Source organism: Streptomyces sp. NPDC053665 (assembly GCF_055585285.1).
This window is the reverse complement of sequence record NZ_JBVJKK010000001.1, coordinates 1,710,292-1,730,881: the sequence shown is the minus strand read 5'-3', so window position 1 is coordinate 1,730,881 and position 20,590 is coordinate 1,710,292. Positions and strand designations below refer to the sequence as shown.

Annotated in this window: 17 protein-coding genes; 14 read left to right on the top strand and 3 right to left on the bottom strand. The window is 72.8% G+C overall.

The window, feature by feature from the left end; all coding sequences use genetic code 11:
• The first annotated feature begins 243 nt into the window (after positions 1-243).
• From ACZ6ZN_RS07535 to ACZ6ZN_RS07495, 9 genes are all read left to right on the top strand, one after another.
• Entirely contained in the window at positions 244-924 is a 681-nt protein-coding gene (locus tag ACZ6ZN_RS07535; RefSeq protein WP_398109915.1) for a response regulator, read from the top strand.
• 129 nt (positions 925-1,053) lie between these two features.
• Entirely contained in the window at positions 1,054-3,813 is a 2,760-nt protein-coding gene (locus ACZ6ZN_RS07530) for a DNA translocase FtsK (RefSeq protein ID WP_469643862.1), read from the top strand.
• A gap of 257 nt (positions 3,814-4,070) precedes the next feature.
• The gene (locus ACZ6ZN_RS07525; protein WP_398109913.1) at positions 4,071-4,919 is read left to right on the top strand and encodes a helix-turn-helix domain-containing protein; all 849 of its coding nucleotides are present in this window, start codon (positions 4,071-4,073) and stop codon (positions 4,917-4,919) included.
• Positions 4,920-5,012: 93 nt separating this feature from the next.
• Entirely contained in the window at positions 5,013-6,515 is a 1,503-nt protein-coding gene (gene rimO, locus ACZ6ZN_RS07520) for a 30S ribosomal protein S12 methylthiotransferase RimO (protein WP_469643858.1), read from the top strand.
• Positions 6,516-6,736: 221 nt separating this feature from the next.
• Entirely contained in the window at positions 6,737-7,549 is an 813-nt protein-coding gene (pgsA, locus tag ACZ6ZN_RS07515; protein ID WP_469643856.1) for a CDP-diacylglycerol--glycerol-3-phosphate 3-phosphatidyltransferase, read from the top strand.
• Positions 7,546-8,091 carry a CinA family protein gene (locus ACZ6ZN_RS07510; protein WP_469643855.1) on the top strand — a complete coding sequence of 182 codons (546 nt, stop codon included), beginning with the start codon at positions 7,546-7,548 and terminating at the stop codon, positions 8,089-8,091. Before pgsA ends, ACZ6ZN_RS07510 begins: the two co-directional genes overlap by 4 nt.
• 109 nt (positions 8,092-8,200) lie before the next feature.
• Positions 8,201-8,581 (top strand): helix-turn-helix domain-containing protein, encoded by a 381-nt coding sequence (locus ACZ6ZN_RS07505; protein ID WP_003993396.1) that lies wholly within the window; start codon positions 8,201-8,203, stop codon positions 8,579-8,581.
• A gap of 283 nt (positions 8,582-8,864) precedes the next feature.
• Positions 8,865-9,335 (top strand): Dps family protein, encoded by a 471-nt coding sequence (locus tag ACZ6ZN_RS07500; RefSeq protein WP_398109910.1) that lies wholly within the window; start codon positions 8,865-8,867, stop codon positions 9,333-9,335.
• 235 nt (positions 9,336-9,570) lie between these two features.
• Positions 9,571-9,828: a hypothetical protein gene (locus tag ACZ6ZN_RS07495; protein WP_451876877.1), complete on the top strand. Its 258-nt coding sequence runs from the start codon at positions 9,571-9,573 to the stop codon at positions 9,826-9,828.
• A 110-nt stretch (positions 9,829-9,938) separates the two neighbouring features.
• Here ACZ6ZN_RS07495 and ACZ6ZN_RS07490 read toward each other — a convergent pair whose 3' ends face one another.
• Together ACZ6ZN_RS07490 and ACZ6ZN_RS07485 are read right to left on the bottom strand one after the other, a co-directional pair.
• Positions 9,939-10,769 (bottom strand): Fpg/Nei family DNA glycosylase, encoded by an 831-nt coding sequence (locus ACZ6ZN_RS07490; RefSeq protein ID WP_469643853.1) that lies wholly within the window; start codon positions 10,767-10,769, stop codon positions 9,939-9,941.
• Between the two features lie 28 nt (positions 10,770-10,797).
• Positions 10,798-15,726, bottom strand: coding sequence for an ATP-dependent helicase (locus ACZ6ZN_RS07485; protein ID WP_469643851.1), 4,929 nt, complete (start codon positions 15,724-15,726; stop codon positions 10,798-10,800).
• Positions 15,727-15,817: 91 nt separating this feature from the next.
• Between ACZ6ZN_RS07485 and ACZ6ZN_RS07480 the strand changes: the two genes are divergently transcribed.
• Genes ACZ6ZN_RS07480 through ACZ6ZN_RS07470 form a run of 3 tightly spaced genes read left to right on the top strand, consistent with a single transcriptional unit; the run spans position 15,818 to position 17,738 of the window.
• Positions 15,818-16,648 (top strand): AraC family transcriptional regulator, encoded by an 831-nt coding sequence (locus tag ACZ6ZN_RS07480; RefSeq protein WP_467740918.1) that lies wholly within the window; start codon positions 15,818-15,820, stop codon positions 16,646-16,648.
• A gap of 23 nt (positions 16,649-16,671) precedes the next feature.
• Positions 16,672-17,433 (top strand): AzlC family ABC transporter permease, encoded by a 762-nt coding sequence (locus ACZ6ZN_RS07475; RefSeq protein WP_469643848.1) that lies wholly within the window; start codon positions 16,672-16,674, stop codon positions 17,431-17,433.
• Complete coding sequence (locus ACZ6ZN_RS07470) at positions 17,430-17,738, top strand: AzlD domain-containing protein (protein ID WP_398109905.1); 309 nt, start codon at positions 17,430-17,432, stop codon at positions 17,736-17,738. Before ACZ6ZN_RS07475 ends, ACZ6ZN_RS07470 begins: the two co-directional genes overlap by 4 nt.
• Here ACZ6ZN_RS07470 and ACZ6ZN_RS07465 read toward each other — a convergent pair whose 3' ends face one another.
• Positions 17,739-18,683 carry a hypothetical protein gene (locus tag ACZ6ZN_RS07465; protein ID WP_469643845.1) on the bottom strand — a complete coding sequence of 315 codons (945 nt, stop codon included), beginning with the start codon at positions 18,681-18,683 and terminating at the stop codon, positions 17,739-17,741.
• Between the two features lie 79 nt (positions 18,684-18,762).
• On the opposite strand from ACZ6ZN_RS07465, the gene ACZ6ZN_RS07460 reads away from it, so the two are divergent.
• Complete coding sequence (locus ACZ6ZN_RS07460) at positions 18,763-18,957, top strand: DUF3046 domain-containing protein (protein ID WP_398109903.1); 195 nt, start codon at positions 18,763-18,765, stop codon at positions 18,955-18,957.
• Between the two features lie 147 nt (positions 18,958-19,104).
• Positions 19,105-20,379 carry an AI-2E family transporter gene (locus ACZ6ZN_RS07455; RefSeq protein WP_469643843.1) on the top strand — a complete coding sequence of 425 codons (1,275 nt, stop codon included), beginning with the start codon at positions 19,105-19,107 and terminating at the stop codon, positions 20,377-20,379.
• Positions 20,380-20,590: the final 211 nt, after the last annotated feature.

The window sequence follows — 20,590 nt, the reverse complement described above, 5'->3', positions numbered from 1 at the left end:
TCGGTGGGCGCGCAGCCGTGTAGAACGGGAAGATCCGGGGAACCTTCTGGTCTCCCGCTGCGTTTCCGCTCTGTGCACAGTGACAACACGGTGACAGGGTGTGGCGACGGGCGGGGTGCGGCTACGATGACCGGCACAAGGACGGACGGCGCAAGGGAGTCGTCCCCTGGGGCGGCACCCACCGACGCTTCCCCAGGTCCTGCGGACAGGGGAGGCCCCACGCCGGGGCGAGGAGGGCGGGCCATGGTGCAGAAGGCCAAGATCCTCCTGGTCGATGACCGGCCGGAGAATCTGCTGGCGCTGGAGGCGATCCTCTCGGCGCTCGATCAGACGCTGGTGCGGGCATCGTCCGGGGAGGAAGCGCTCAAGGCGCTGCTCACGGACGACTTCGCGGTCATCCTGCTGGACGTGCAGATGCCGGGCATGGACGGGTTCGAGACCGCCGCGCACATCAAGCGGCGTGAGCGGACCAGGGACATCCCGATCATCTTCCTCACGGCGATCAACCACGGCCCGCACCACACCTTCCGGGGCTACGCGGCGGGCGCGGTCGACTACATCTCCAAGCCGTTCGACCCGTGGGTGCTGCGCGCGAAGGTCTCCGTCTTCGTCGAGCTGTACATGAAGAACTGCCAGCTGCGTGAGCAGGCGTCCCTGCTGCGGCTGCAGTTGGAGGGCAGCGGCAAGGACGCGGGCGGCGAGGCCAAGGAGTCGGCCGGCCTGCTCGCGGAGCTCTCCGCTCGCCTCGCGGCCGTCGAGGAGCAGGCCGAGGCGCTCACCAAGCAGCTGAACGACGAGTCGACCGACGCCGCCGCGGTGGCCACGGCGGCTCATCTGGAGCGCAAGCTCACGGGGTTGCGGCGGGCGCTGGACGCGCTGGAGCCGGGCACCGGAAGCACCTCCTCGGTGTCCTCGCAGAACTGACGCGCGCGCAGGCCCGGTTGCCCGCCCGGTGACCGCGCGTCAGCTGCGCGCCTCCTCCGGGAGCGACACGAACGGGTGAAGCAGTGGGCACACGTGTCCCTTGCCGTCTCCACCGGTAACCTCACACCCATGGCCTCACGTCCCTCCGCAGCCAGGAAGCCGCCCGCGAAGAAGGCGGCCGCTTCGGCGAAGGCTCCGGCGAAGAAGGCCGCTGCCCGAAAGGCCCCCGCGAAGAAGGCGCCCGCCAGGAAGGCCGCGGCCAAGAAGGTCGCGCCCAGGCCGGCGCCCAGTCCCACCGGGGGCGTGTACCGCCTCGTGCGCGCCGTGTGGCTCGGTGTGGCGCACGCCGTCGGCGCCGTCTTCCGCGGCCTGGGGCAGGGTGCCAAGAACCTCGACCCGGCCCACCGCAAGGACGGCGTCGCCCTGCTGCTGCTCGGCATCGCCCTGATCGTCGCCGCGGGCACCTGGGCCGACCTCGAGGGCCCGGTGGGCGACCTGGTCGAGATCCTGGTGACCGGTGCCTTCGGCCGGCTCGACCTGCTCGTGCCGATACTGCTCGCGGTCGTCGCGGTGCGGTTCATCCGCCACCCGGAGAAGCCCGAGGCCAACGGACGCATCGTCATCGGCCTGTCCGCGCTCGTCATCGGCGTGCTCGGCCAGGTCCACGTGGCGTGCGGCTCACCCGCGCGCGGTGACGGCATGACGGCCATACGGGACGCCGGCGGCCTCATCGGCTGGGCCATGGCGACGCCGCTGTCGTACGCCATGGGCGATGTGCTCGCGGTGCCGCTGCTGGTGCTGGTGACGATCTTCGGGCTGCTCGTCGTCACCGCCACGCCGGTCAACGCCATCCCGCAGCGGCTGCGGCTGCTCGGGGTGCGGCTCGGCATCGTCCGGGACCCTGCCGAGTACGACGACTACGGCTACGCCGACGACGACGAGCGCTACGAGGAGCAGTGGCGTGAGGCCCTGCCCGCGCGCCCGCGCGGCAGGCGTGCGCCGGCGCCCGGGGCGTACGACCCCGACGGCGCCGAGCAGGAGGCCCTGTCGCAGCGCCGGGGACGGCCCAGGCGTTCGGCGGTGCCGCAGCCCGACATGGACCGCCCCAGGGACGCCGTGGACGTCGCCGCGGCGGCCGCCGCCGCGCTCGACGGTGCCGTGCTGCACGGCATGCCGCCCTCGCCGGTCGTCGCCGACCTCACCCAGGGCGTGCGCACCGGCGACCAGGAGGTCACCACCCCGACACCCGTCCCGGCCGCCCGGCCCCAGCAGGACCAGCCGCAGCCCGACCGGCCGCCGCAGGCCGAGCCGCAGCCCCAGAAGCCGAGGGCCGGCGTCCGCGACCTGACGAAGGCGCCGCCCGCCGAGCCGCGCGAACTGCCCGCGCGCGCGGAGCAGCTCCAGCTCTCGGGTGACATCACCTACTCCCTGCCGTCGCTCGACCTGCTGGAGCGCGGCGGCCCGGGCAAGGCCCGCAGCGCCGCCAACGACGCCATAGTGGCCGCGCTGACCACCGTCTTCACCGAGTTCAAGGTCGACGCCCGGGTCACCGGCTTCACGCGCGGGCCGACGGTCACGCGCTACGAGGTGGAACTCGGCCCCGCCGTGAAGGTCGAGCGCATCACCGCGCTGGCCAAGAACATCGCCTACGCCGTCGCCTCCCCGGACGTGCGGATCATCAGCCCGATCCCCGGCAAGTCCGCGGTCGGCATCGAGATCCCCAACACCGACCGCGAGATGGTCAACCTCGGTGACGTCCTGCGCCTCGCGGAGTCCGCGGAGGACGACGACCCGATGCTGGTCGCGTTCGGCAAGGACGTCGAGGGCGGCTACGTCATGCACTCGCTGGCGAAGATGCCGCACATGCTGGTGGCCGGCGCCACCGGCTCCGGCAAGTCCTCCTGCATCAACTGCCTGATCACCTCGATCATGATGCGGGCGACCCCCGAGGACGTGCGGATGATCCTGGTCGACCCCAAGCGGGTCGAGCTGACCGCCTACGAGGGCATCCCGCACCTGATCACGCCGATCATCACCAACCCCAAGCGGGCCGCCGAGGCGCTCCAGTGGGTCGTGCGCGAGATGGACCTGCGCTACGACGACCTGGCCGCCTACGGCTACCGGCACATCGACGACTTCAACAAGGCCGTGCGCGAGGGCAAGGTCAAGCCGCCCGAGGGCAGCGAGCGCGAACTCCAGCCGTACCCCTACCTGCTGGTGATCGTCGACGAGCTGGCCGACCTGATGATGGTCGCGCCCCGCGACGTCGAGGACGCGATCGTGCGCATCACGCAGCTCGCGCGCGCGGCCGGCATCCACCTGGTGCTGGCCACGCAGCGCCCCTCGGTGGACGTCGTCACCGGCCTGATCAAGGCGAACGTTCCCTCTCGGCTGGCGTTCGCCACCTCCTCGCTGGCCGACTCGCGCGTCATCCTCGACCAGCCCGGCGCCGAGAAGCTCATCGGCAAGGGCGACGGGCTGTTCCTGCCCATGGGGGCCAACAAGCCCACCCGTATGCAGGGCGCCTTCGTGACCGAAGCCGAGGTCGCGGCGGTCGTGCAGCACTGCAAGGACCAGATGACGCCGGTCTTCCGGGACGACGTCGTGGTGGGCACCAAGCAGAAGAAGGAGATCGACGAGGACATCGGCGACGACCTCGACCTGCTGTGCCAGGCGGCCGAACTGGTCGTCTCCACGCAGTTCGGCTCGACGTCCATGCTCCAGCGCAAACTGCGCGTCGGCTTCGCCAAGGCCGGGCGGCTGATGGACCTCATGGAGTCGCGGAACATCGTCGGACCGAGCGAGGGTTCGAAGGCTCGTGACGTTCTTGTGAAGCCTGACGAGCTGGATGGCGTGCTCGCCCTGATCCGGGGGGAGTCTGGAGGGTAGGGAAACGGGGCACGGTGATCGTCGGGCCGTACGGCAATCGGGTGGTCCGATCGTGACTCACCCGTAAGGATCAGCGGGCAACCGTTTCCCTTCGGCGTACGTCAAGTTGAGGGAAGCGAAACGCAGCGACCCCACCATCGGACTGTCGGGCCATTCCGATGGCGTACAAAGTGTCACCGCCCGGTTGCCCCATCTTTTTGCCCTCCCCCTAGACTGAACCTCCAGCACAGGCGGCTACACGCTCGAAAGGCGCCCCCGTGTCCATCGGCAACTCACCTGAAGACGAGCGTCCGTTCGAAGACGACAGCGTCGCAGCAGATCACGAGGAAGCCCGCCCCTCCATCGGCCACGCCCTGCGGCAGGCCCGTATCGCCGCCGGGCTGACCGTCGACGACGTCAGTAGCGCCACCCGGGTCCGCATGAACATCGTGCACGCGATCGAGGCGGACGACTTCTCGCCCTGCGGCGGGGACGTCTACGCCCGCGGGCACATCAGGACCCTGGCCAGGGCCGTCCACCTCGACCCGGAGCCCCTGCTCGCCCAGTACGGCGAGGACCACGGCGGGCGTCCGGCGCCGACCCCGGCGGCGCCCCTCTTCGAGGCGGAGCGCATCCGTCCCGAGCGGCGGGGACCCAACTGGACCGCGGCCATGGTCGCCGCGATCGTCGCCGTGATCGGCTTCGTCGGGTTCACCATGTTCCAGGGCGGCGACGACGGCGGCAGCGAGGCGAACGTGGCCGAGGGCTCCACGCCCAGCGACTCCGCCTCGCCGACCACCAAGACCAAGAAGCCCGCCGACCCCAAGCCCGCGCCGTCCGACAGCGCCATCGCCGCCGCGCCGCAGGACAAGGTCACCGTCCGCGTGGCCGCCGCCGACGGCCGCAGCTGGATCGCCGCCAAGGACCACAACGGCCGGATGCTCTTCGACGGCGTCCTCAAGCAGGGCGACACCAAGACCTTCCAGGACAGCACCAAGGTCCACCTCGTCCTCGGCGACGCCGGCGCGATCGACCTCTTCGTCAACGGCAAGAAGATCGAAGAGGACTTCCAGCCCGGTTCCGTCGAACGCCTGACCTACACCAAGGGTGATCCCGAAGCCGGATGACCTGTCCGTAAAGCGCACTTCGCACGGGGTTGGCCGGGAAACGGTCAACCCCGTCGACGTGGGGTGTCGGCGGGACGAAGTAGTCTTGAGCCCATGCCTGAACGCCGTACCGTCGCACTCGTCACCCTTGGCTGCGCCCGTAACGAGGTGGACTCGGAGGAGCTCGCAGGCCGTTTGGAGGCGGACGGCTGGCAGCTCGTCGAGGACGCCGAGGAAGCCGACGTCGCCGTCGTGAACACCTGCGGCTTCGTCGAAGCCGCCAAGAAGGACTCCGTCGACGCCCTCCTCGAGGCCAACGACCTCAAGGGACACGGCAGAACGCAGGCCGTCGTGGCGGTGGGCTGCATGGCCGAGCGGTACGGCAAGGAACTCGCCGAGGCCCTCCCCGAGGCCGACGGTGTCCTCGGCTTCGACGACTACGCCGACATCTCCGACCGGCTCCAGACCATCCTCAACGGCGGCATCCACGCCTCGCACACCCCGCGCGACCGGCGCAAGCTGCTGCCGATCAGCCCGGCCGAGCGCCAGGAGTCGGCCGCCGAGGTCGCACTGCCCGGGCACGGCCCCGCCGAGCCCGCCACCGCGCCCGCCGATCTCCCGGAGGGCCTCGCTCCGGCCTCCGGACCCCGCGCGCCGCTGCGCCGCCGGCTGGACGGTTCGCCGGTCGCCTCGGTGAAGCTCGCCTCCGGCTGCGACCGCCGCTGCTCCTTCTGCGCCATCCCGTCCTTCCGCGGCTCCTTCATCTCGCGCCGCCCCTCGGACGTGCTGAACGAGACGCGCTGGCTGGCCGAGCAGGGCGTCAAGGAGATCATGCTGGTCTCCGAGAACAACACCTCCTACGGCAAGGACCTGGGCGACATCCGCCTGCTGGAGTCCCTGCTGCCCGAGCTGGCCGAGGTCGACGGCATCGAGCGGGTGCGCGTCAGCTACCTCCAGCCGGCCGAGATGCGGCCCGGCCTGATCGACGTCCTGACCTCCACCCCGAAGGTCGCCCCCTACTTCGACCTGTCCTTCCAGCACTCCGCGCCCGGCGTGCTGCGCGCGATGCGCCGCTTCGGCGACACCGACCGCTTCCTGGAACTGCTCGACACCATCCGCAGCAAGGCGCCCGAGGCGGGCGTGCGCTCCAACTTCATCGTCGGTTTCCCCGGCGAGAGCGAGGCGGACCTCGCGGAGCTGGAGCGGTTCCTGAACGGCGCGCGGCTGGACGCCATCGGCGTCTTCGGCTACTCCGACGAGGAGGGCACCGAGGCCGCGACCTACGACGGCAAGCTCGACCAGGACGTCGTCGACGAGCGGCTGGCCCGCGTCTCGCGGCTCGCGGAGGAACTCGTCTCGCAGCGCGCCGAGGAGCGCGTCGGCCAGACGGTGCACGTCCTCGTCGAGTCCGTGGACGACGAGGAGGGCGTGTACGGGCGCGCGGAGCACCAGGCGCCCGAGACGGACGGCCAGGTGCTGCTCACGAGCGGCGCGGGTCTGAGCATCGGCCGTATGGTCGAGGCGAAGGTGGTCGGCACGGAAGGTGTCGACCTGGTGGCCGAGCCGCTGCAGAGCTCGTTCGCCTTGCCTGCGTGGAGTGAGGAGGCGGGCAGATGACCGGTGTCCCGGCATCCGCGGCGGGTGGTCCCTCCGGTGCGCGGAGGGCCGCGGCCGGTGCGGTGACCCCGGCCGGAACGGTGTCTCCGGCCGTCGTGGCCTCGGGGACGGTTCCCGGGGCGGTGGCGGGGCGCGCGGCGGCTCCCTCGGCCGACGGCGGTTCGTTCGCAGCCGGGTCCGGAGCGCCCGACGAGGCGGAGTGTGGTGGTGCCGCCGGCGCGATGCCCGGTCGTGAGGCGGTCGCCGGGGAGGCCGGTGCCGCCGTGGACGGCGCGCCCGGCGGCAGTGGCACGGCCGGAGGCAGTGGCGCGGTGGGCAGGGCCGGCGACGGTCGCGCGGTCGCCGGTGACGGTGGCGTGCTGCTCGGGGAGGCCGACGGCCTCGAGGGCAGGGGCGGCGACGGACGGCACCCGCGGGGCGCGAAGCTGGCGGCCGCGGCCGTCAACCAGGCCAGCGTCTGGAACATCGCCAATCTGCTGACCATGCTCCGGCTCGTCCTGGTGCCGGCCTTCGTCGCGCTGATGCTCGCCGACGGCGGATACGACCCGGCCTGGCGCTCGCTGGCCTGGGCGGCCTTCGCCATCGCCATGATCACCGACCTGTTCGACGGCCATCTCGCCCGGACGTACAACCTCGTCACGGACTTCGGGAAGATCGCCGACCCCATCGCCGACAAGGCGATCATGGGGGCGGCGCTGATCTGCCTGTCCGCCCTCGGCGATCTGCCCTGGTGGGTCACCGGCGTCATCCTCGGCCGGGAACTCGGCGTCACCCTGCTGCGTTTCTGGGTCATCCGGTACGGCGTCATCCCCGCCAGCCGCGGCGGGAAGCTGAAGACCCTCACCCAGGGCGTGGCCGTCGGGATGTACGTGCTGGCGCTGACGGGCTGGCTGGCCACCCTGAGGTGGTGGGTGATGGCCGCGGCGGTCGTGCTCACCGTGGTGACCGGGCTCGATTATGTGAAACAGGCCATTGTGCTGCGCCGGCGGGGAATCGCCGAGCGCAAGGCTGCGTTGGAGGAGACGGAAGCGTGAGTTCCACGGCCACCGACGTGGTGCGACTACTCACGGTGAGGGGCAGGACGCTCGCTGTCGCGGAGTCCTTGACGGGTGGCCTCGTGGCCGCGGAGATCACATCGGTCCCCGGGGCGTCCAAGGTCTTCAGAGGCTCGGTGACCGCCTACGCCACCGACCTCAAGCACGAGCTGCTCGGCGTCGACGCCACTCTGCTGGCGGCACAGGGAGCGGTGGATCCGCAGGTCGCGGCCCAGATGGCGGCGGGCGTGCGCGCGGCGCTCGGTGCTGACTGGGGGATTGCGACCACCGGAGTCGCGGGTCCGGAGCCGCAGGACGGCCGGCCCGTCGGGACGGTCTACGTCGCCGTGGACGGGCCCACCGGACCGGATTCCGGTTCTGCCCGCGGCGGAAAAGTGGAGGGTCTGCGGTTGAACGGCCACCGCGAGGAAATTCGTAGAGAGAGTGTACGGAGCGTACTCGCACTGCTCCTGAAGGAGCTCGCGGGCGAACAGACCAGGAATGAGCGGGCACAGGATACGGAACGGAACGGGGGGTTTTGATGTTTGCAGCCCTGAGTGAACACGACATCGCTCCCCGCACGGCCGCGGCGCAAGGCGGTACGGTGGGGCGTAATGGATGCGGCTACGCGGTCCGAGGAGGGAGCCACCGATGATTCTGCTCCGTCGCCTGCTGGGTGACGTGCTGCGTCGGCAGCGCCAGCGCCAGGGCCGTACTCTGCGCGAAGTCTCCTCGTCCGCCCGAGTCTCACTCGGCTATCTCTCCGAGGTGGAGCGGGGGCAGAAGGAGGCTTCCTCCGAGCTGCTCTCCGCCATCTGCGACGCGCTGGACGTACGGATGTCCGAGCTCATGCGGGAAGTGAGCGACGAGCTCGCCCTCGCCGAGCTGGCCCAGTCTGCTGCGGCCACCCCCAGCGAGCCTGTGCCCACACCGGTACGACCCATGCTGGGTTCCGTCTCGGTGACCGGTGTGCCACCGGAACGGGTGACCATCAAGGCGCCTGCCGAGGCGGTGGACGTCGTCGCCGCGTGAGGCTCCACGCTCACACGGCATGATCGAGGCCCCGGTCGGGCTTCTCCGGAGATCCGGAGGGGTACCGGTCCGGGGTTTTCGCTTGCGCGGGGAGCGGTGAGGCCCCGGGGTGCGCCTCGCCGGACGTCGACGCGGGCGTCGGACGCCGGACGTCGAACGTCGAACGTCGGACGCCGGGCCTGCCGGTTGCCGGCTGCTTGCTGTCCGGTTTGTCTGCGTTTGCCGGTGGGGCGTGGGGCGGTCATCGTTGAGGGGATGGCGGGGGCCGTTCTCGGAGGTGCGGATGTACGTCGTGAAGAGCCCGTTGTCGGACGCGAACCTGAAGACCGTGTCCGAGGCACTGCAGGGCGCCCTGGTCGACCTGGTGGACCTCGCCCTCGTTGCGAAGCAGATCCATTGGAACGTGGTGGGGCCGCGCTTCCGTTCCGTGCACCTTCAGCTCGACGAGGTCGTCGACACCGCACGCACCTACTCCGACACCGTGGCGGAGCGGGCCGCGGCCCTGGGCATCTCGCCCGACGGGCGGGCGGCGACCGTGGCCGTCGGCAGCGGCATCGGCGTCACCCCGGAGGGCTGGGTCGACGACACCACCGCGGTGGGGACGCTGGTCGAGGCGCTGGGCGCGGTGATCGCGCGGATGCGGGAGCGGATCGAGACGACCGGCGAACCGGATCCCGTGAGCCAGGACATCTTCATCGGGATGACAGCGGCCCTGGAGAAGCATCACTGGATGTTCCAGGCCGAGAACGGGTGAACCGGGCGGGCGCCACGGTGGGTGCCGGGCCGGGCGAGCCGTGGGGGCCCTGTGGGGCGTACGGGCCGCGGGGTGCGTGTGGGCCCGGCGGGTGGGACGTGGCCCGCGTCGTTCGGCGTGCAGGGGTGCGTTCAGGGGTGCGCGGCGCGTCGGGGCGTACCCGGGGTGCGCCGCCGCCCGCCGTCCGAGGAGCGCGTGGTGGTCGCCGTCCGGATGTGGGGCGGGGGTGGGGGTCGTGACAGGCATAGCACGCTGGGGGATGCGCGGTACCGCGCTCGGCTTCGGTGCGCTGTGGTGGTGGGCGGTGCTGCGGTTGGTGACGGAGTCCGAGGCGGGGTTGCTGGAGGCGGCGGTCGCCGCCGGGGGCTGGGGGCTGAGCGTGCTGCCGGTGCACTGCGTGCCGAAGCGGCGGGCACCGGGGACCGTGGCTGCCGGGCGCAGGCGGGGTGGGTGGGCGACTGCGCGGCGACGGGCGGACGCGCGGCGGGGGTGAGTCCACGCGCGGGAGGGATAGGTCTTGCTCTTGGGGCAGTCGTGTGGGGCGCGGAGGTGTCGGCGGCTCTGAGCGGAACCGGGGGCCCGCGGCGCGTACGGCACACGCCGTCACATGGTGTGGCTGCGCCTGCGGGCGGGGGAGGGGGCCGGGGACGGGCCCGGCTGGCAGGTGGGGCACCAGTACGTGGGGCGTTCGCGTGAGCCGTCGCCCTGGTCGGCGAGCCTGATCGGTGTGCCGCAGCGCAGGCAGGGGCGGCGCGCCCGGCCGTAGACGTAGAGGTCCTGGCCGCGGCGGCCCGTGGTGACGCGGATCGGGCGGTCGCGGTTGAACTCCAGCAGCTTCTTGGCCAGCTCGGGCAGGTGCGCGGCCCGGTCGGCGGGCAGGTCCCCGACCGGGAGCCAGGGGGTGACGCCGAGGAGGAAGCACATCTCGCACTTGAACACGTTGCCGATACCGGCGAGGTTGCGCTGGTCGAGCAGGGCCTCGCCGAGGGCGCGCGCCGGATCCTGGAGGACGTTGGCGAGGGCGCGGTCGGGGTCCCAGTCGGGGCCCAGCAGGTCGGGGCCGAGGTGGCCCACGGCGCGGGACTCGTCGGCGGTGCGCAGCAGTTCCAGGACGGGCAGGCGATAGCCGACGGCGGTGCGCTCCGTGGTGCCGAGGATCGCGCGGATCTGGTGCCCCGGCCCGCCGGTCCAGCGGCGGCCGTTCTCGTAGATCTTCCAGGCGCCGTCCATCCGCAGGTGTGAGTGGAGGGTCAGCCCGCCCTCGATGCGAGTGAGGAGGTGCTTGCCGCGGGGCGTGACATCCAGGACCGTGCGGCCGGTGAGGTCGGCCGTGGCGAAGCGGGGCACCCGGAGGTCGCTGCGGGTCAGCACCCTGCCCGCGAGGGCGTCGTGCAGCCGCCTCGCGGCCTGCCAGACCGTGTCACCTTCGGGCATGGTTCAAGAGTCGCACGCCGGCCGGGGATCAAACCCTCAGCCGCAGACCGCGGGGCGTCGCGATGAAGCCCGCTCCTTCCAGCAGGGTGCCGATGGGGGACGTGAGGGCCTGGGCGCCGTTGACGCGCTCCACGGTCACCGTGCCGAGGGAGCCGGCCCGGGCGGCAGCGGCGAGCGCTTCCGCCGCGATGCGCAGACGTGGATCGTCGGTGGGCGCGCCGTCCGGGTCGGCGGCCCAGGCGAGCAGGGTCTTGCCGCCGCGCTCCATGTAGAGCGTCAGTTCGCCCTCGACGAGCACCACCAGGGAGCCGGCCTTCCGGCCGGGCTTGTGCCCGGCGCCGGTCGGCGGCTCGGGCCAGGGCAGGGCGGCGCCGTACGCGTTCGCCGGGTCGGCTGCGGCCAGGACGACGGCACGGGACGCGTCGGAACGGTCGCGGCGGGCGGAGAACCCGGATCCGTACGGACTCCCGCCGCCGTTGTGCCAGGGCGGTGTGTCCTGGGCCGGGTGGTCGCGCGGGGATACCCACTCGTCCCGGGCGCGGGGGGAGGCGCCGAACGGGGCGTCCGGGAAGTCGGCGGCGGGGAAGCCGTCGAGGCCCGGGTGAGCGGTGTGGTCGTCGGCGGGCGGGGCGGCGGGGTCGTCCGGGCCGGCGAAGTCGTGGGCGGCGAACTCGTCCTGGCCGGTCCCCGCGGGCGGGGTGGGCAGGCCGTCGCCCCGGTCTCGGGCGTTGGACACCGCGCGCAGCCGGTCCACGGCGCCGTCCATCGCGAACTGGGCGGCGCCGAGCCCTTCCACCACATAGCCGCGGCGGGCCTGGCCGCTGTCCTCGAAGACCGACAGGACGCGGTACGTCGCCGAGAAGCCGCCCTCGACGCCCTCCGCGGCGACCGCGCCCCTGGTCACGACGCCGTGCCGGTCGAGCAGGGTGCGGGCGAGGGCGTGGGCCCGGACCGTCGGGTCCGGCTCGTGGGCGGGAAGCAGGGACCAGCGGCCGGCGACCGTCGGCGGGCCGGACCGGGAGGCGGTCCGGGCGGCGGCGGTCAGGGAGCCGTAGCGGCCGCGCGGGACGGCGCGCTTGGCGCGGTGGGCCGTGGACCCGGCGGTGCGGCCCGAGCCGAGCAGGGAACGCATGGGGGTGAGTGTGTCGTTGGTCAGACGGCCCGACCAGGCCAGGTCCCACAGGGCATCGGCGAGCTGCTGGTCGCCGGCCTCGGGGTGGGTGGTGGCCCGGACCTGGTCGGCGATCTGCCGGAAGAACAGGCCGTAGCCGCCGGAGAGGGTGTCCAGGACCGACTGGTGCAGGGCGGTCAGCTCCAGGGGGTGCGGGGGCGGCAGGAGCAGTGGGGCCGCGTCCGCCAGGTAGAGGGAGACCCAGCCGTCCTTGCCGGGCAGGGAGCCCGCCCCGGCCCAGACGATCTCCCCGGCTGCGGTCAGCTCGTCCAGCATGGCCGGTGTGTAGTTCACGACCCGGGACGGCAGGACGAGCTTCTCCAGCGCGGACGCGGGCACGGACGCGCCCTGCAACTGCTCGACGGCGCGCACCAGCCCGTCGATGCCGCGCAGCGCGTGCCCCTTGCCGATGTGCTGCCACTGGGGGAGGAACTGGGCGAGCGCGGGCGGCGGCACCGGCTCCAGCTCGTGGCGCAGGGCGGCCAGGGAGCGGCGGCGCAGGCGGCGCAGCACGGCCGCGTCGCACCACTCCTGGCCGATGCCGGCCGGATGGAACTCGCCTTGGACGACCCGGCCCGCCGCGGCGAGCCGTTGCAGGGCACCCTCGGTGACGGCCACGCCCAGACCGAAGCGGGCCGCCGCCGTGGCGGAGGTGAACGGGCCGTGGGTGCGGGCGTAGCGGGCGAGGAGATCGCCCAGGGGGTCCTTGACGGGCTCGGTGAAGGCCTCCGGGACGCCGACGGGCAGGGCCGTGCCCAGGGCGTCGCGCAGACGGCCCGCGTCCTCGATCCCCGCCCAATGGTCGGCTCCGGCGATCCTGACGCGGATGGCCCGGCGCGCACCGGCGAGTTCCTGCGCCCACTGGGGTTCGGCGCCCCGCTCGGCGAGCTCCGCGTCCGTGAGCGGACCCAGCATGCGGAGCAGGTCCGCGACGCCCTCGGCGTCCTTGACCCGGCGGTCCTCGGTGAGCCACTGCAGCTCGCGCTCCAGCTCGGTCAGGACCTCCGCGTCGAGCAGTTCGCGCAGTTCCGCCTGACCGAGCAGCTCGGCCAGCAGGCGCGAGTCCAGTGACAGGGCGGCGGCCCGGCGCTCGGCGAGCGGGGAGTCGCCCTCGTAGAGGAACTGGGCGACGTAGCCGAACAGCAGGGAGCGGGCGAAGGGGGACGGCTCGGGGGTGGTCACCTCGACGAGGCGGACCTTGCGGGACTCCAGGTCGCCCATCAGCTCGACGAGGCCGGGCACGTCGAAGACGTCCTGGAGGCACTCGCGGACCGCTTCCAGGACGATCGGGAAGGAGCCGAACTCGCTCGCCACCTGCAACAGCTGGGACGCGCGCTGCCGCTGCTGCCACAGCGGGGTGCGCTTGCCCGGGTTGCGGCGCGGCAGCAGCAGCGCGCGGGCGGCGCACTCGCGGAACCGGGAGGCGAAGAGCGCCGAGCTGCCCACCTGGTCGGTGACGACCTGGTCGACCTCGCCCTTGTCGAAGACGACGTCGGCGGCGCCCACGGGTGCCTGCTCCGCGTCGTACTCCCGGCCCGTCTTCACCGGGTCCTGGTCGAGCAGGTCCAGGCCCATCAGGTCGGCGTCCGGCAGGCGCAGCACGATGCCGTCGTCGGCGTGCATGACCTGGGCGTCCATGCCGTACCGCTCGGACAGCTTGGCGCCGAGCGCGAGCGCCCAGGGGGCGTGCACCTGGGCGCCGAAGGGGGAGTGCACCACCACGCGCCAGTCGCCGAGCTCGTCACGGAACCGCTCCACGACGATCGTCCGGTCGTCCGGGACGTGACCGCACGCCTCGCGCTGCTCGGCCAGGTAGGAGAGCACGTTGTCGGCCGCCCAGGCGTCCAGTCCGGCGGCGAGCAGGCGCAGCCGGGCGTCCTCCTCGGACAGCGAGCCCACTTCGCGCAGGAACGCGCCCACCGCCCGGCCCAGCTCCAGCGGGCGGCCCAGCTGGTCGCCCTTCCAGAAGGGCAGCCGGCCCGGGACGCCGGGGGCGGGTGAGACCAGCACGCGGTCGCGGGTGATGTCCTCGATGCGCCAGGAGCTGGTGCCCAGGGTGAAGACGTCACCGACGCGGGACTCGTAGACCATCTCCTCGTCGAGCTCGCCGACCCGGCCGCCGCCCTTCTTCGGGTCGGAGCCCGCGAGGAACACGCCGAACAGACCGCGGTCGGGGATCGTGCCGCCCGAGGTGACGGCCAGACGCTGGGCGCCGGGACGGCCGGTGATCTCACCGGTGACGCGGTCCCACACCACGCGCGGGCGCAGCTCCGCGAAGGCGTCGGACGGGTAGCGGCCCGCCAGCATGTCGAGGACCGCGGTGAACGCGGACTCGGGCAGCGAGGCGAAGGGGGCCGCCCGGCGGACGGCGGCGAGGAGGTCGTCGAACTGCCAGGTGTCCAGGGACGTCATGGCGACGATCTGCTGGGCCAGGACGTCCAGCGGGTTGGCGGGCACCCGGAGGGATTCGATGGAGCCGGTCCGCATGCGCTCGGTGACCACGGCCGCCTGGACCAGGTCGCCGCGGTACTTGGGGAAGACGACGCCGGTGGAGACCGCCCCCACCTGGTGGCCCGCCCGGCCCACGCGCTGCAGGCCGGAGGCCACCGAGGGCGGCGACTCGACCTGGACCACGAGGTCGACCGCGCCCATGTCGATGCCCAGTTCGAGGCTGGACGTGGCCACCACCGCCGGCAGGCGGCCCGCCTTCAGGTCCTCCTCGACGAGGGCGCGCTGTTCCTTGGACACCGATCCGTGGTGCGCCCGGGCGATGACCTGCGGCGCGCCCTGGGCGGCCCCCGAGCCGCCCATGAGCGCGGCGGGGGAGTGGTGCTCCTCGAGGGGCTCACCCGTGGCCCGCTCGTAGGCGATCTCGTTCAGGCGGTTGCACAGGCGCTCCGCGAGGCGGCGGGAGTTCGCGAAGACGATCGTGGAGCGGTGCGACTGGACGAGGTCGGTGATTCGCTCCTCCACGTGCGGCCAGATCGAGGGCCGCTCGGCGCCCTCCTGGCCGTCGGCCACCGGGGAGCCGCCCAGCTCGGCCAGGTCCTCGACCGGGACCACCACGGACAGGTCGAACTCCTTGCCCGACTCGGGCTGGACGATCTCCACCTTGCGGCGCGGAGAGAGGAAGCGGGCCACCTCGTCGACCGGCCGGACGGTCGCCGACAGGCCGATGCGCCGGGCCGGCCTGGGCAGGAGCTCGTCCAGCCGCTCCAAGGAGAGGGCGAGGTGGGCGCCGCGCTTGGTGCCGGCGACCGCGTGCACCTCGTCGAGGATCACCGCCTCGACACCGGCCAGCGCGTCGCGGGTGGCCGACGTCAGCATCAGGAACAGCGACTCCGGCGTCGTGATCAGGATGTCCGGGGGGCGGGTCGCCAGGGCACGGCGCTCGGCGGGCGGGGTGTCGCCCGAGCGGATACCGACCTTCACCTCGGGCTCGGGCAGGCCCAGGCGCACGGACTCCTGACGGATGCCGGTCAGCGGACTGCGGAGGTTGCGCTCCACGTCCACGGCCAGCGCCTTCAGGGGCGAGACGTACAGCACGCGGCAGCGCTTCCTGGGATCGGCCGGAGGGGGCGTCGACGCCAACTGGTCCAGGGCCGCCAGGAAGGCCGCCAGCGTCTTGCCGGAGCCGGTGGGGGCGACGACCAGCACGTCCGAGCCCTCGTGGATGGCCTGCCAGGCCCCCGCCTGGGCCGTGGTGGGCGCGGAGAAGGCGCCCGTGAACCAGGCGCGGGTCGCGGGGGAGAAGCCGTCCAGGGGTCCGGGTGCAGTGCTGGCCATGCGTCCATCGTGCACCCCGCCACTGACATCCGGCCGGACACGGACCGGCGGGGCCCGGCGTCCGGCCCCCGGGCACCCGGACAATGGTCATATGAACGAGCGCGCGCGGCACTGGCAGTACGACGAGCTGCCCGGGGTCGACCTGCTGCGGGCCCGGTACGTCCGGAAGACCTTCGTGCGGCACACGCACGAGAACTTCGTGATCGCCGCCATCGCGGACGGCGTGGAGGTCTTCCACCACGGCGGCGGCGACCAGTACGCGGGCGCCGGGGCCCTGGCGCTGGTCAACCCGGACACGCCGCACACCGGGAGGGCCGGCGTGCCCGAGGGCTGGCGGTACGGAGCGGTGTACCCGTCTCCCGACGTCGTCGCGGAGATCGCCGCCGAGACCACGTCACTGCGCGGGACACCGGGCTTCGTGAGCCCGGTGGTGGACGACCCGTACGCCGTGGGGCTGGTGCATCAGGTGCTGCGGGCGGCCGACGAGGGCAACGCGCTCGCCGCGGACACCCTGCTGCGGGTCGCCGTGACCAGGCTGCTGCGGCTCAACGGGGGACCCCTGCCGCAACGCGAGGTGCGTACCGCCGGGGCCCGTATCGCGGCACGCGCGCGTGGGGTGCTGGAGGAACGCATGGCACGACCGCCGAGCCTGGAGCGCCTGGCAGCCGACCTCGGAACGAGCCCCTTCGCCCTGCTGCGGGCCTTCCGGGACACCTACGGGATGCCGCCCCACACCTGGCTCACCGACGCGCGCGTGCGCCGGGCCCGGGCCCTGCTCGACCTGGGAACGGCGCCCTCGGAGGTCGCCGTGGCCGTGGGCTTCACCGACCAGCCGCACCTGAACCGGCACTTCGGCCGCATCGTCGGCGTGCCGCCGGGCGCGTACCAGCGGGAGCGCAAGAACGTACAAGACGTGCGCTGACCCTCGCCCGTACCGTGCGGGGTGTGGTGGATCGAACGACTCTCGAAGACACGAGGACGGACGGGAAGACGGCGGACCGGGCCGTCATACGGGACGCGCTGGGCGTCGGAGTGGCCGTCGGGCTGTCCGGGTTCGCCTTCGGCGTGACCTCGGCCGGCAGCGGACTCACCCTGGCGCAGACCTGCGCGCTCAGCCTCCTGGTGTTCACCGGCGCCTCGCAGTTCGCCCTGGTGGGTGCCCTCGCGGCCGGCGGCGCCCCCTTCACGGCCGCGGCCGGGGCCTTCTTCCTCGGCGTCCGCAACGCCTTCTACGGCCTGCGCCTGTCACAGGTGCTGGCCCTCCCGCGCGCGGTGCGGCCGATCGCCGCCCAGTGGGTGATCGACGAGACGGCGGCCGTCGCGCTGGCGCAGCGCACACGCCGCGGGGCGCGCCTGGGCTTCGTGGTGACGGGCCTGACCCTGTACGTCCTGTGGAACCTCACCACCCTGCTCGGTGCTCTCGGTGCCGAGGCCATCGGGGACACCGACGCGTGGGGGCTGGACGCGGCGGGACCGGCGGTGTTCCTGGCCCTGCTCGCGCCGATGCTCAAGAGCGGCGCGGAGCGCGCCGTCGCCGCACTCGCCGTCCTGCTCGGCCTCGGACTGCTGCCCGTGCTGCCCGCCGGCGTCCCGGTCCTGCTGGCCGCGCTCGCGGCGCCCTTGGTGCTGTGGGCGAGCGGCCGCCGCACGGGACGCGGGCCCGACGGCGAACAGGGCCGCGACCAGTCGCAAGGGGCGGCGCTGTGAACGTCTGGATCGCCATCGGCGTGACCGTCCTCGGGTGCTACGCCGTCAAGCTGGCCGGGCTCCTGGTGCCCGCGCACGCCCTGGAGCGGCCTGTAGTCAAGCGGCTGGCCGCCCTGCTGCCCGTCGCTCTGCTCGCCGCCCTCACGGCCCAGCAGACCTTCGCCGAGGGGCAGACGCTGGTCCTGGACGCCCGGGCCGCAGGGGTCGGCGCCGCCGCCGTCGCACTGCTGCTGCGCGCGCCGTTCCTCCTCGTCGTCGCGGCGGCCGTCGTCGTGACGGCGGGCGTACGGGCCCTGGGCGGCTGATCAGGCGATGCGGCGGCCGTACGCGCCGAGCGTGCGCAGCGCCTCGATCGTCACCAGGGGACGGGCCTCCAGGGCGGGAGCGGGCGCCCAGTGCCGCCACCGCACCGGCCACCCGCCGTCGTCCCGCTGCTGCGCCGCGAGATGGTCCAGCGAGCGGTCCATCTCCTCGTCGGTGAACCACGCGCGCGCGAGCGAGTGCGGGCTCCGCGCGTAGTCGTGGGCGAAGTGGTGCTCGCCCGGCGCGTAGCCCGGGGAGACCGGGTACGCGTCCGGGTCCTCCGGGTCGAGCGCCGCCAGACGGTGTTCCCGCACCAGCCGGCCCAGCCGGTCGGCGGCCGCCTGCGCGCGGGGACGGTCGGGGACGGAGTCCAGGAAGGCCACCGCGGCCTGGACCTCGTACGGGTGCGACTTCTCCAGGGACTCCACCGCCTGCCAGCAGAAGTCCGTGGCCCTGAAGAGCCACGCGTGCCACACCTCGTTGCGGTGCAGCAGACCGACCACCGGCCCGGTCGCCAGGAGGTCGCCGGGCGGATCGTCCACGACCGTCACGAAGGGCGCCGCCGGGAAGCCCTGCTGACTCGGGTGCACCGCCGGGAGCGCACCGTCCGCTGTGGAGACGGACGTCAGATAGCGGCACAGGCGTTCCACACGCTGCCCGGCGCAGCGTCCCACGGCGTCCAGGACGCGCAGCGCGTGGGCGGCGTGCAGCGGCTGGCTGACCGGGCCGCGCAGATCCGGCTCCAGGGCGTGGCCGTACCCGCCGTCCTCGTTGCGGTAGGCCTCCAGCGCCGCCTCCACCGGCTCGGCCGGAGCGCCCCGGAAGTGGTGGGCGAACAGGCGCTGCTCGAGCACGCGCGCGGTGAGCCAGACGAACCGCTCCGCGCGCGTGACGGGGCTGTGCGCCGGGACGGTCGGGTGGAGTGCGGACGCTCCGGTATCGGCCATGGGACGACCGTAGGGCGCAACACGGCGCCGGGTGGCGGTCCCGGCTCAGGCCCACCCGCAGGGGCGGGATACTGGAGTCATGCGGTTGACGGTCTTCTGGCAGCGGATGGCGGAGCACTTCGGTGCGGGCTACGCCGACACCTTCGCGCGCGACCACGTGATGTCGGAGCTCGGCGGGCGCACGGTGAACGAAGCGCTGGACGCCGGCTGGGACGCCAAGGACGTGTGGCAGGTGGTCTGCACGGTGATGGACGTGCCACGGGAGCGCCGCTGACCCGGCTGAGGGGTGGCCGGGGGGAGCGGCTCGGAAGGCCTCCCGGGAAGCCGGACGGTACCGGCGGTGCGAGGGCGCAGTGGCCCGCCGGGCACGAAGATCGCAGGCGGGCAGACGGCTGTCGGTGGTGTGTACGAGACTTGGTCCGTGGCACCCACTGACGAGTCCGGGCAGGCAGCCCTCCAGTCCTCCGCGTCCGGTACGACGCCGCCGTCCGACCGGGCCCCGGCCGGCCCGGCCGGTCCGAGCGGCCGCATGCCGCGCTGGCTGCCGCGCGCCCTGGTGCTCGCGCTCGCCCTGGTCGCCGCGTTCCAGCTCGGCAGCTGGGCCTTCCACCAGCTCACCGGGCTGCTGATCAACGTCCTCATCGCGTTCTTCCTGGCGCTCGCCATCGAGCCCGCGGTGGGCTGGATGGCCGCGCGCGGCATGCGCAGGGGGTTCGCCGCGTTCGTCGTCTTCATCGGCGTGCTGATCGTGGCGGCCGGCTTCGTCACGCTGCTCGGCTCGATGCTGGCGGGCCAGATCATCAGGATGGTCGAAGGCTTCCCCGACTACCTCGACTCCGTCATCAACTGGGTCAACGCCCACTTCAAGACCGATCTGAAGCGCGTCGACATCCAGGAGGGCCTGCTCCGCTCCGACTGGCTGCGCAACTACGTGCAGAACAGCGCCACGGGCGTCCTGGACGTGTCCGCCCAGGTCATCGGAGGCCTGTTCCAGCTGCTGACGATCGCGCTCTTCTCGTTCTACTTCGCGGCCGACGGCCCCCGGCTGCGCCGCACGATCTGTTCCGTCCTGCCGCCTGCCCGCCAGGCCGAGGTGCTGCGCGCGTGGGAGATCGCCGTCGACAAGACCGGCGGCTACATCTACTCGCGCGGTCTGATGGCCCTGGTCTCCGGCGTGGCGCACTTCGTGCTGCTCCAGGCCCTGGACGTGCCCTACGCGCCCGTGCTCGCCGTGTGGGTCGGACTGGTGTCGCAGTTCATCCCCACCATCGGCACGTACCTCGCCGGCGCTCTTCCGATGCTGATCGCGTTCACGGTCGACCCCTGGTACGCGCTGTGGGTGCTGATCTTCGTCGTGGTCTACCAGCAGTTCGAGAACTACGTGCTGCAGCCCAAGCTCACGTCCAAGACCGTCGACATCCACCCCGCCGTCGCCTTCGGCTCCGTCATCGCCGGCACCGCCCTGCTCGGCGCCGTCGGCGCCCTGATCGCCATTCCCGCCGTCGCCACGCTGCAGGCCTTCCTGGGCGCGTACGTGAAGCGCTACGACGTCACGGACGACCCGCGGGTGCAGGGGCATCGGTGGCGCAGCGAGGGGCCGGGGCTGCTCGTGCGCGCCAGGGGACTGTGGGGAACGCGGCGCCGCACGGGAGCGGAACGACACGACGACGAGGGCACCGGAGGGGACTCCTCCTGACGCCGCGTCCTCGGCGGCGGGCCCGCGTGGTGCGCTTGACACCAAAATCGAACATCCATTCTTATGGGGTGCACCGGCAGGGCTCAACGGCGGGCGTTTCGACGTAGTTTGGGTGGAGAAGTGCCCGAGTTATCCACAGGCCGGACGTGCGTCAGGACGCATTGTCAGTGGCAGGCGTTAGCGTCATTGACGTGAAGCGATCGACTCAAGC

Coding starts and splice junctions, on each gene's coding strand:
- ACZ6ZN_RS07535 (WP_398109915.1), top strand. CDS start 244: ATGGTGCAGAAGGCCAAGATCCTCCTGGTCGATGACCGGCCGGAGAAT.
- ACZ6ZN_RS07530 (WP_469643862.1), top strand. CDS start 1,054: ATGGCCTCACGTCCCTCCGCAGCCAGGAAGCCGCCCGCGAAGAAGGCG.
- rimO (WP_469643858.1), top strand. CDS start 5,013: ATGCCTGAACGCCGTACCGTCGCACTCGTCACCCTTGGCTGCGCCCGT.
- pgsA (WP_469643856.1), top strand. CDS start 6,737: ATGCCCGGTCGTGAGGCGGTCGCCGGGGAGGCCGGTGCCGCCGTGGAC.
- ACZ6ZN_RS07505 (WP_003993396.1), top strand. CDS start 8,201: ATGATTCTGCTCCGTCGCCTGCTGGGTGACGTGCTGCGTCGGCAGCGC.
- ACZ6ZN_RS07500 (WP_398109910.1), top strand. CDS start 8,865: ATGTACGTCGTGAAGAGCCCGTTGTCGGACGCGAACCTGAAGACCGTG.
- ACZ6ZN_RS07490 (WP_469643853.1), bottom strand. CDS start 10,769: ATGCCCGAAGGTGACACGGTCTGGCAGGCCGCGAGGCGGCTGCACGAC.
- ACZ6ZN_RS07485 (WP_469643851.1), bottom strand. CDS start 15,726: ATGGCCAGCACTGCACCCGGACCCCTGGACGGCTTCTCCCCCGCGACC.
- ACZ6ZN_RS07480 (WP_467740918.1), top strand. CDS start 15,818: ATGAACGAGCGCGCGCGGCACTGGCAGTACGACGAGCTGCCCGGGGTC.
- ACZ6ZN_RS07465 (WP_469643845.1), bottom strand. CDS start 18,683: ATGGCCGATACCGGAGCGTCCGCACTCCACCCGACCGTCCCGGCGCAC.
- ACZ6ZN_RS07460 (WP_398109903.1), top strand. CDS start 18,763: ATGCGGTTGACGGTCTTCTGGCAGCGGATGGCGGAGCACTTCGGTGCG.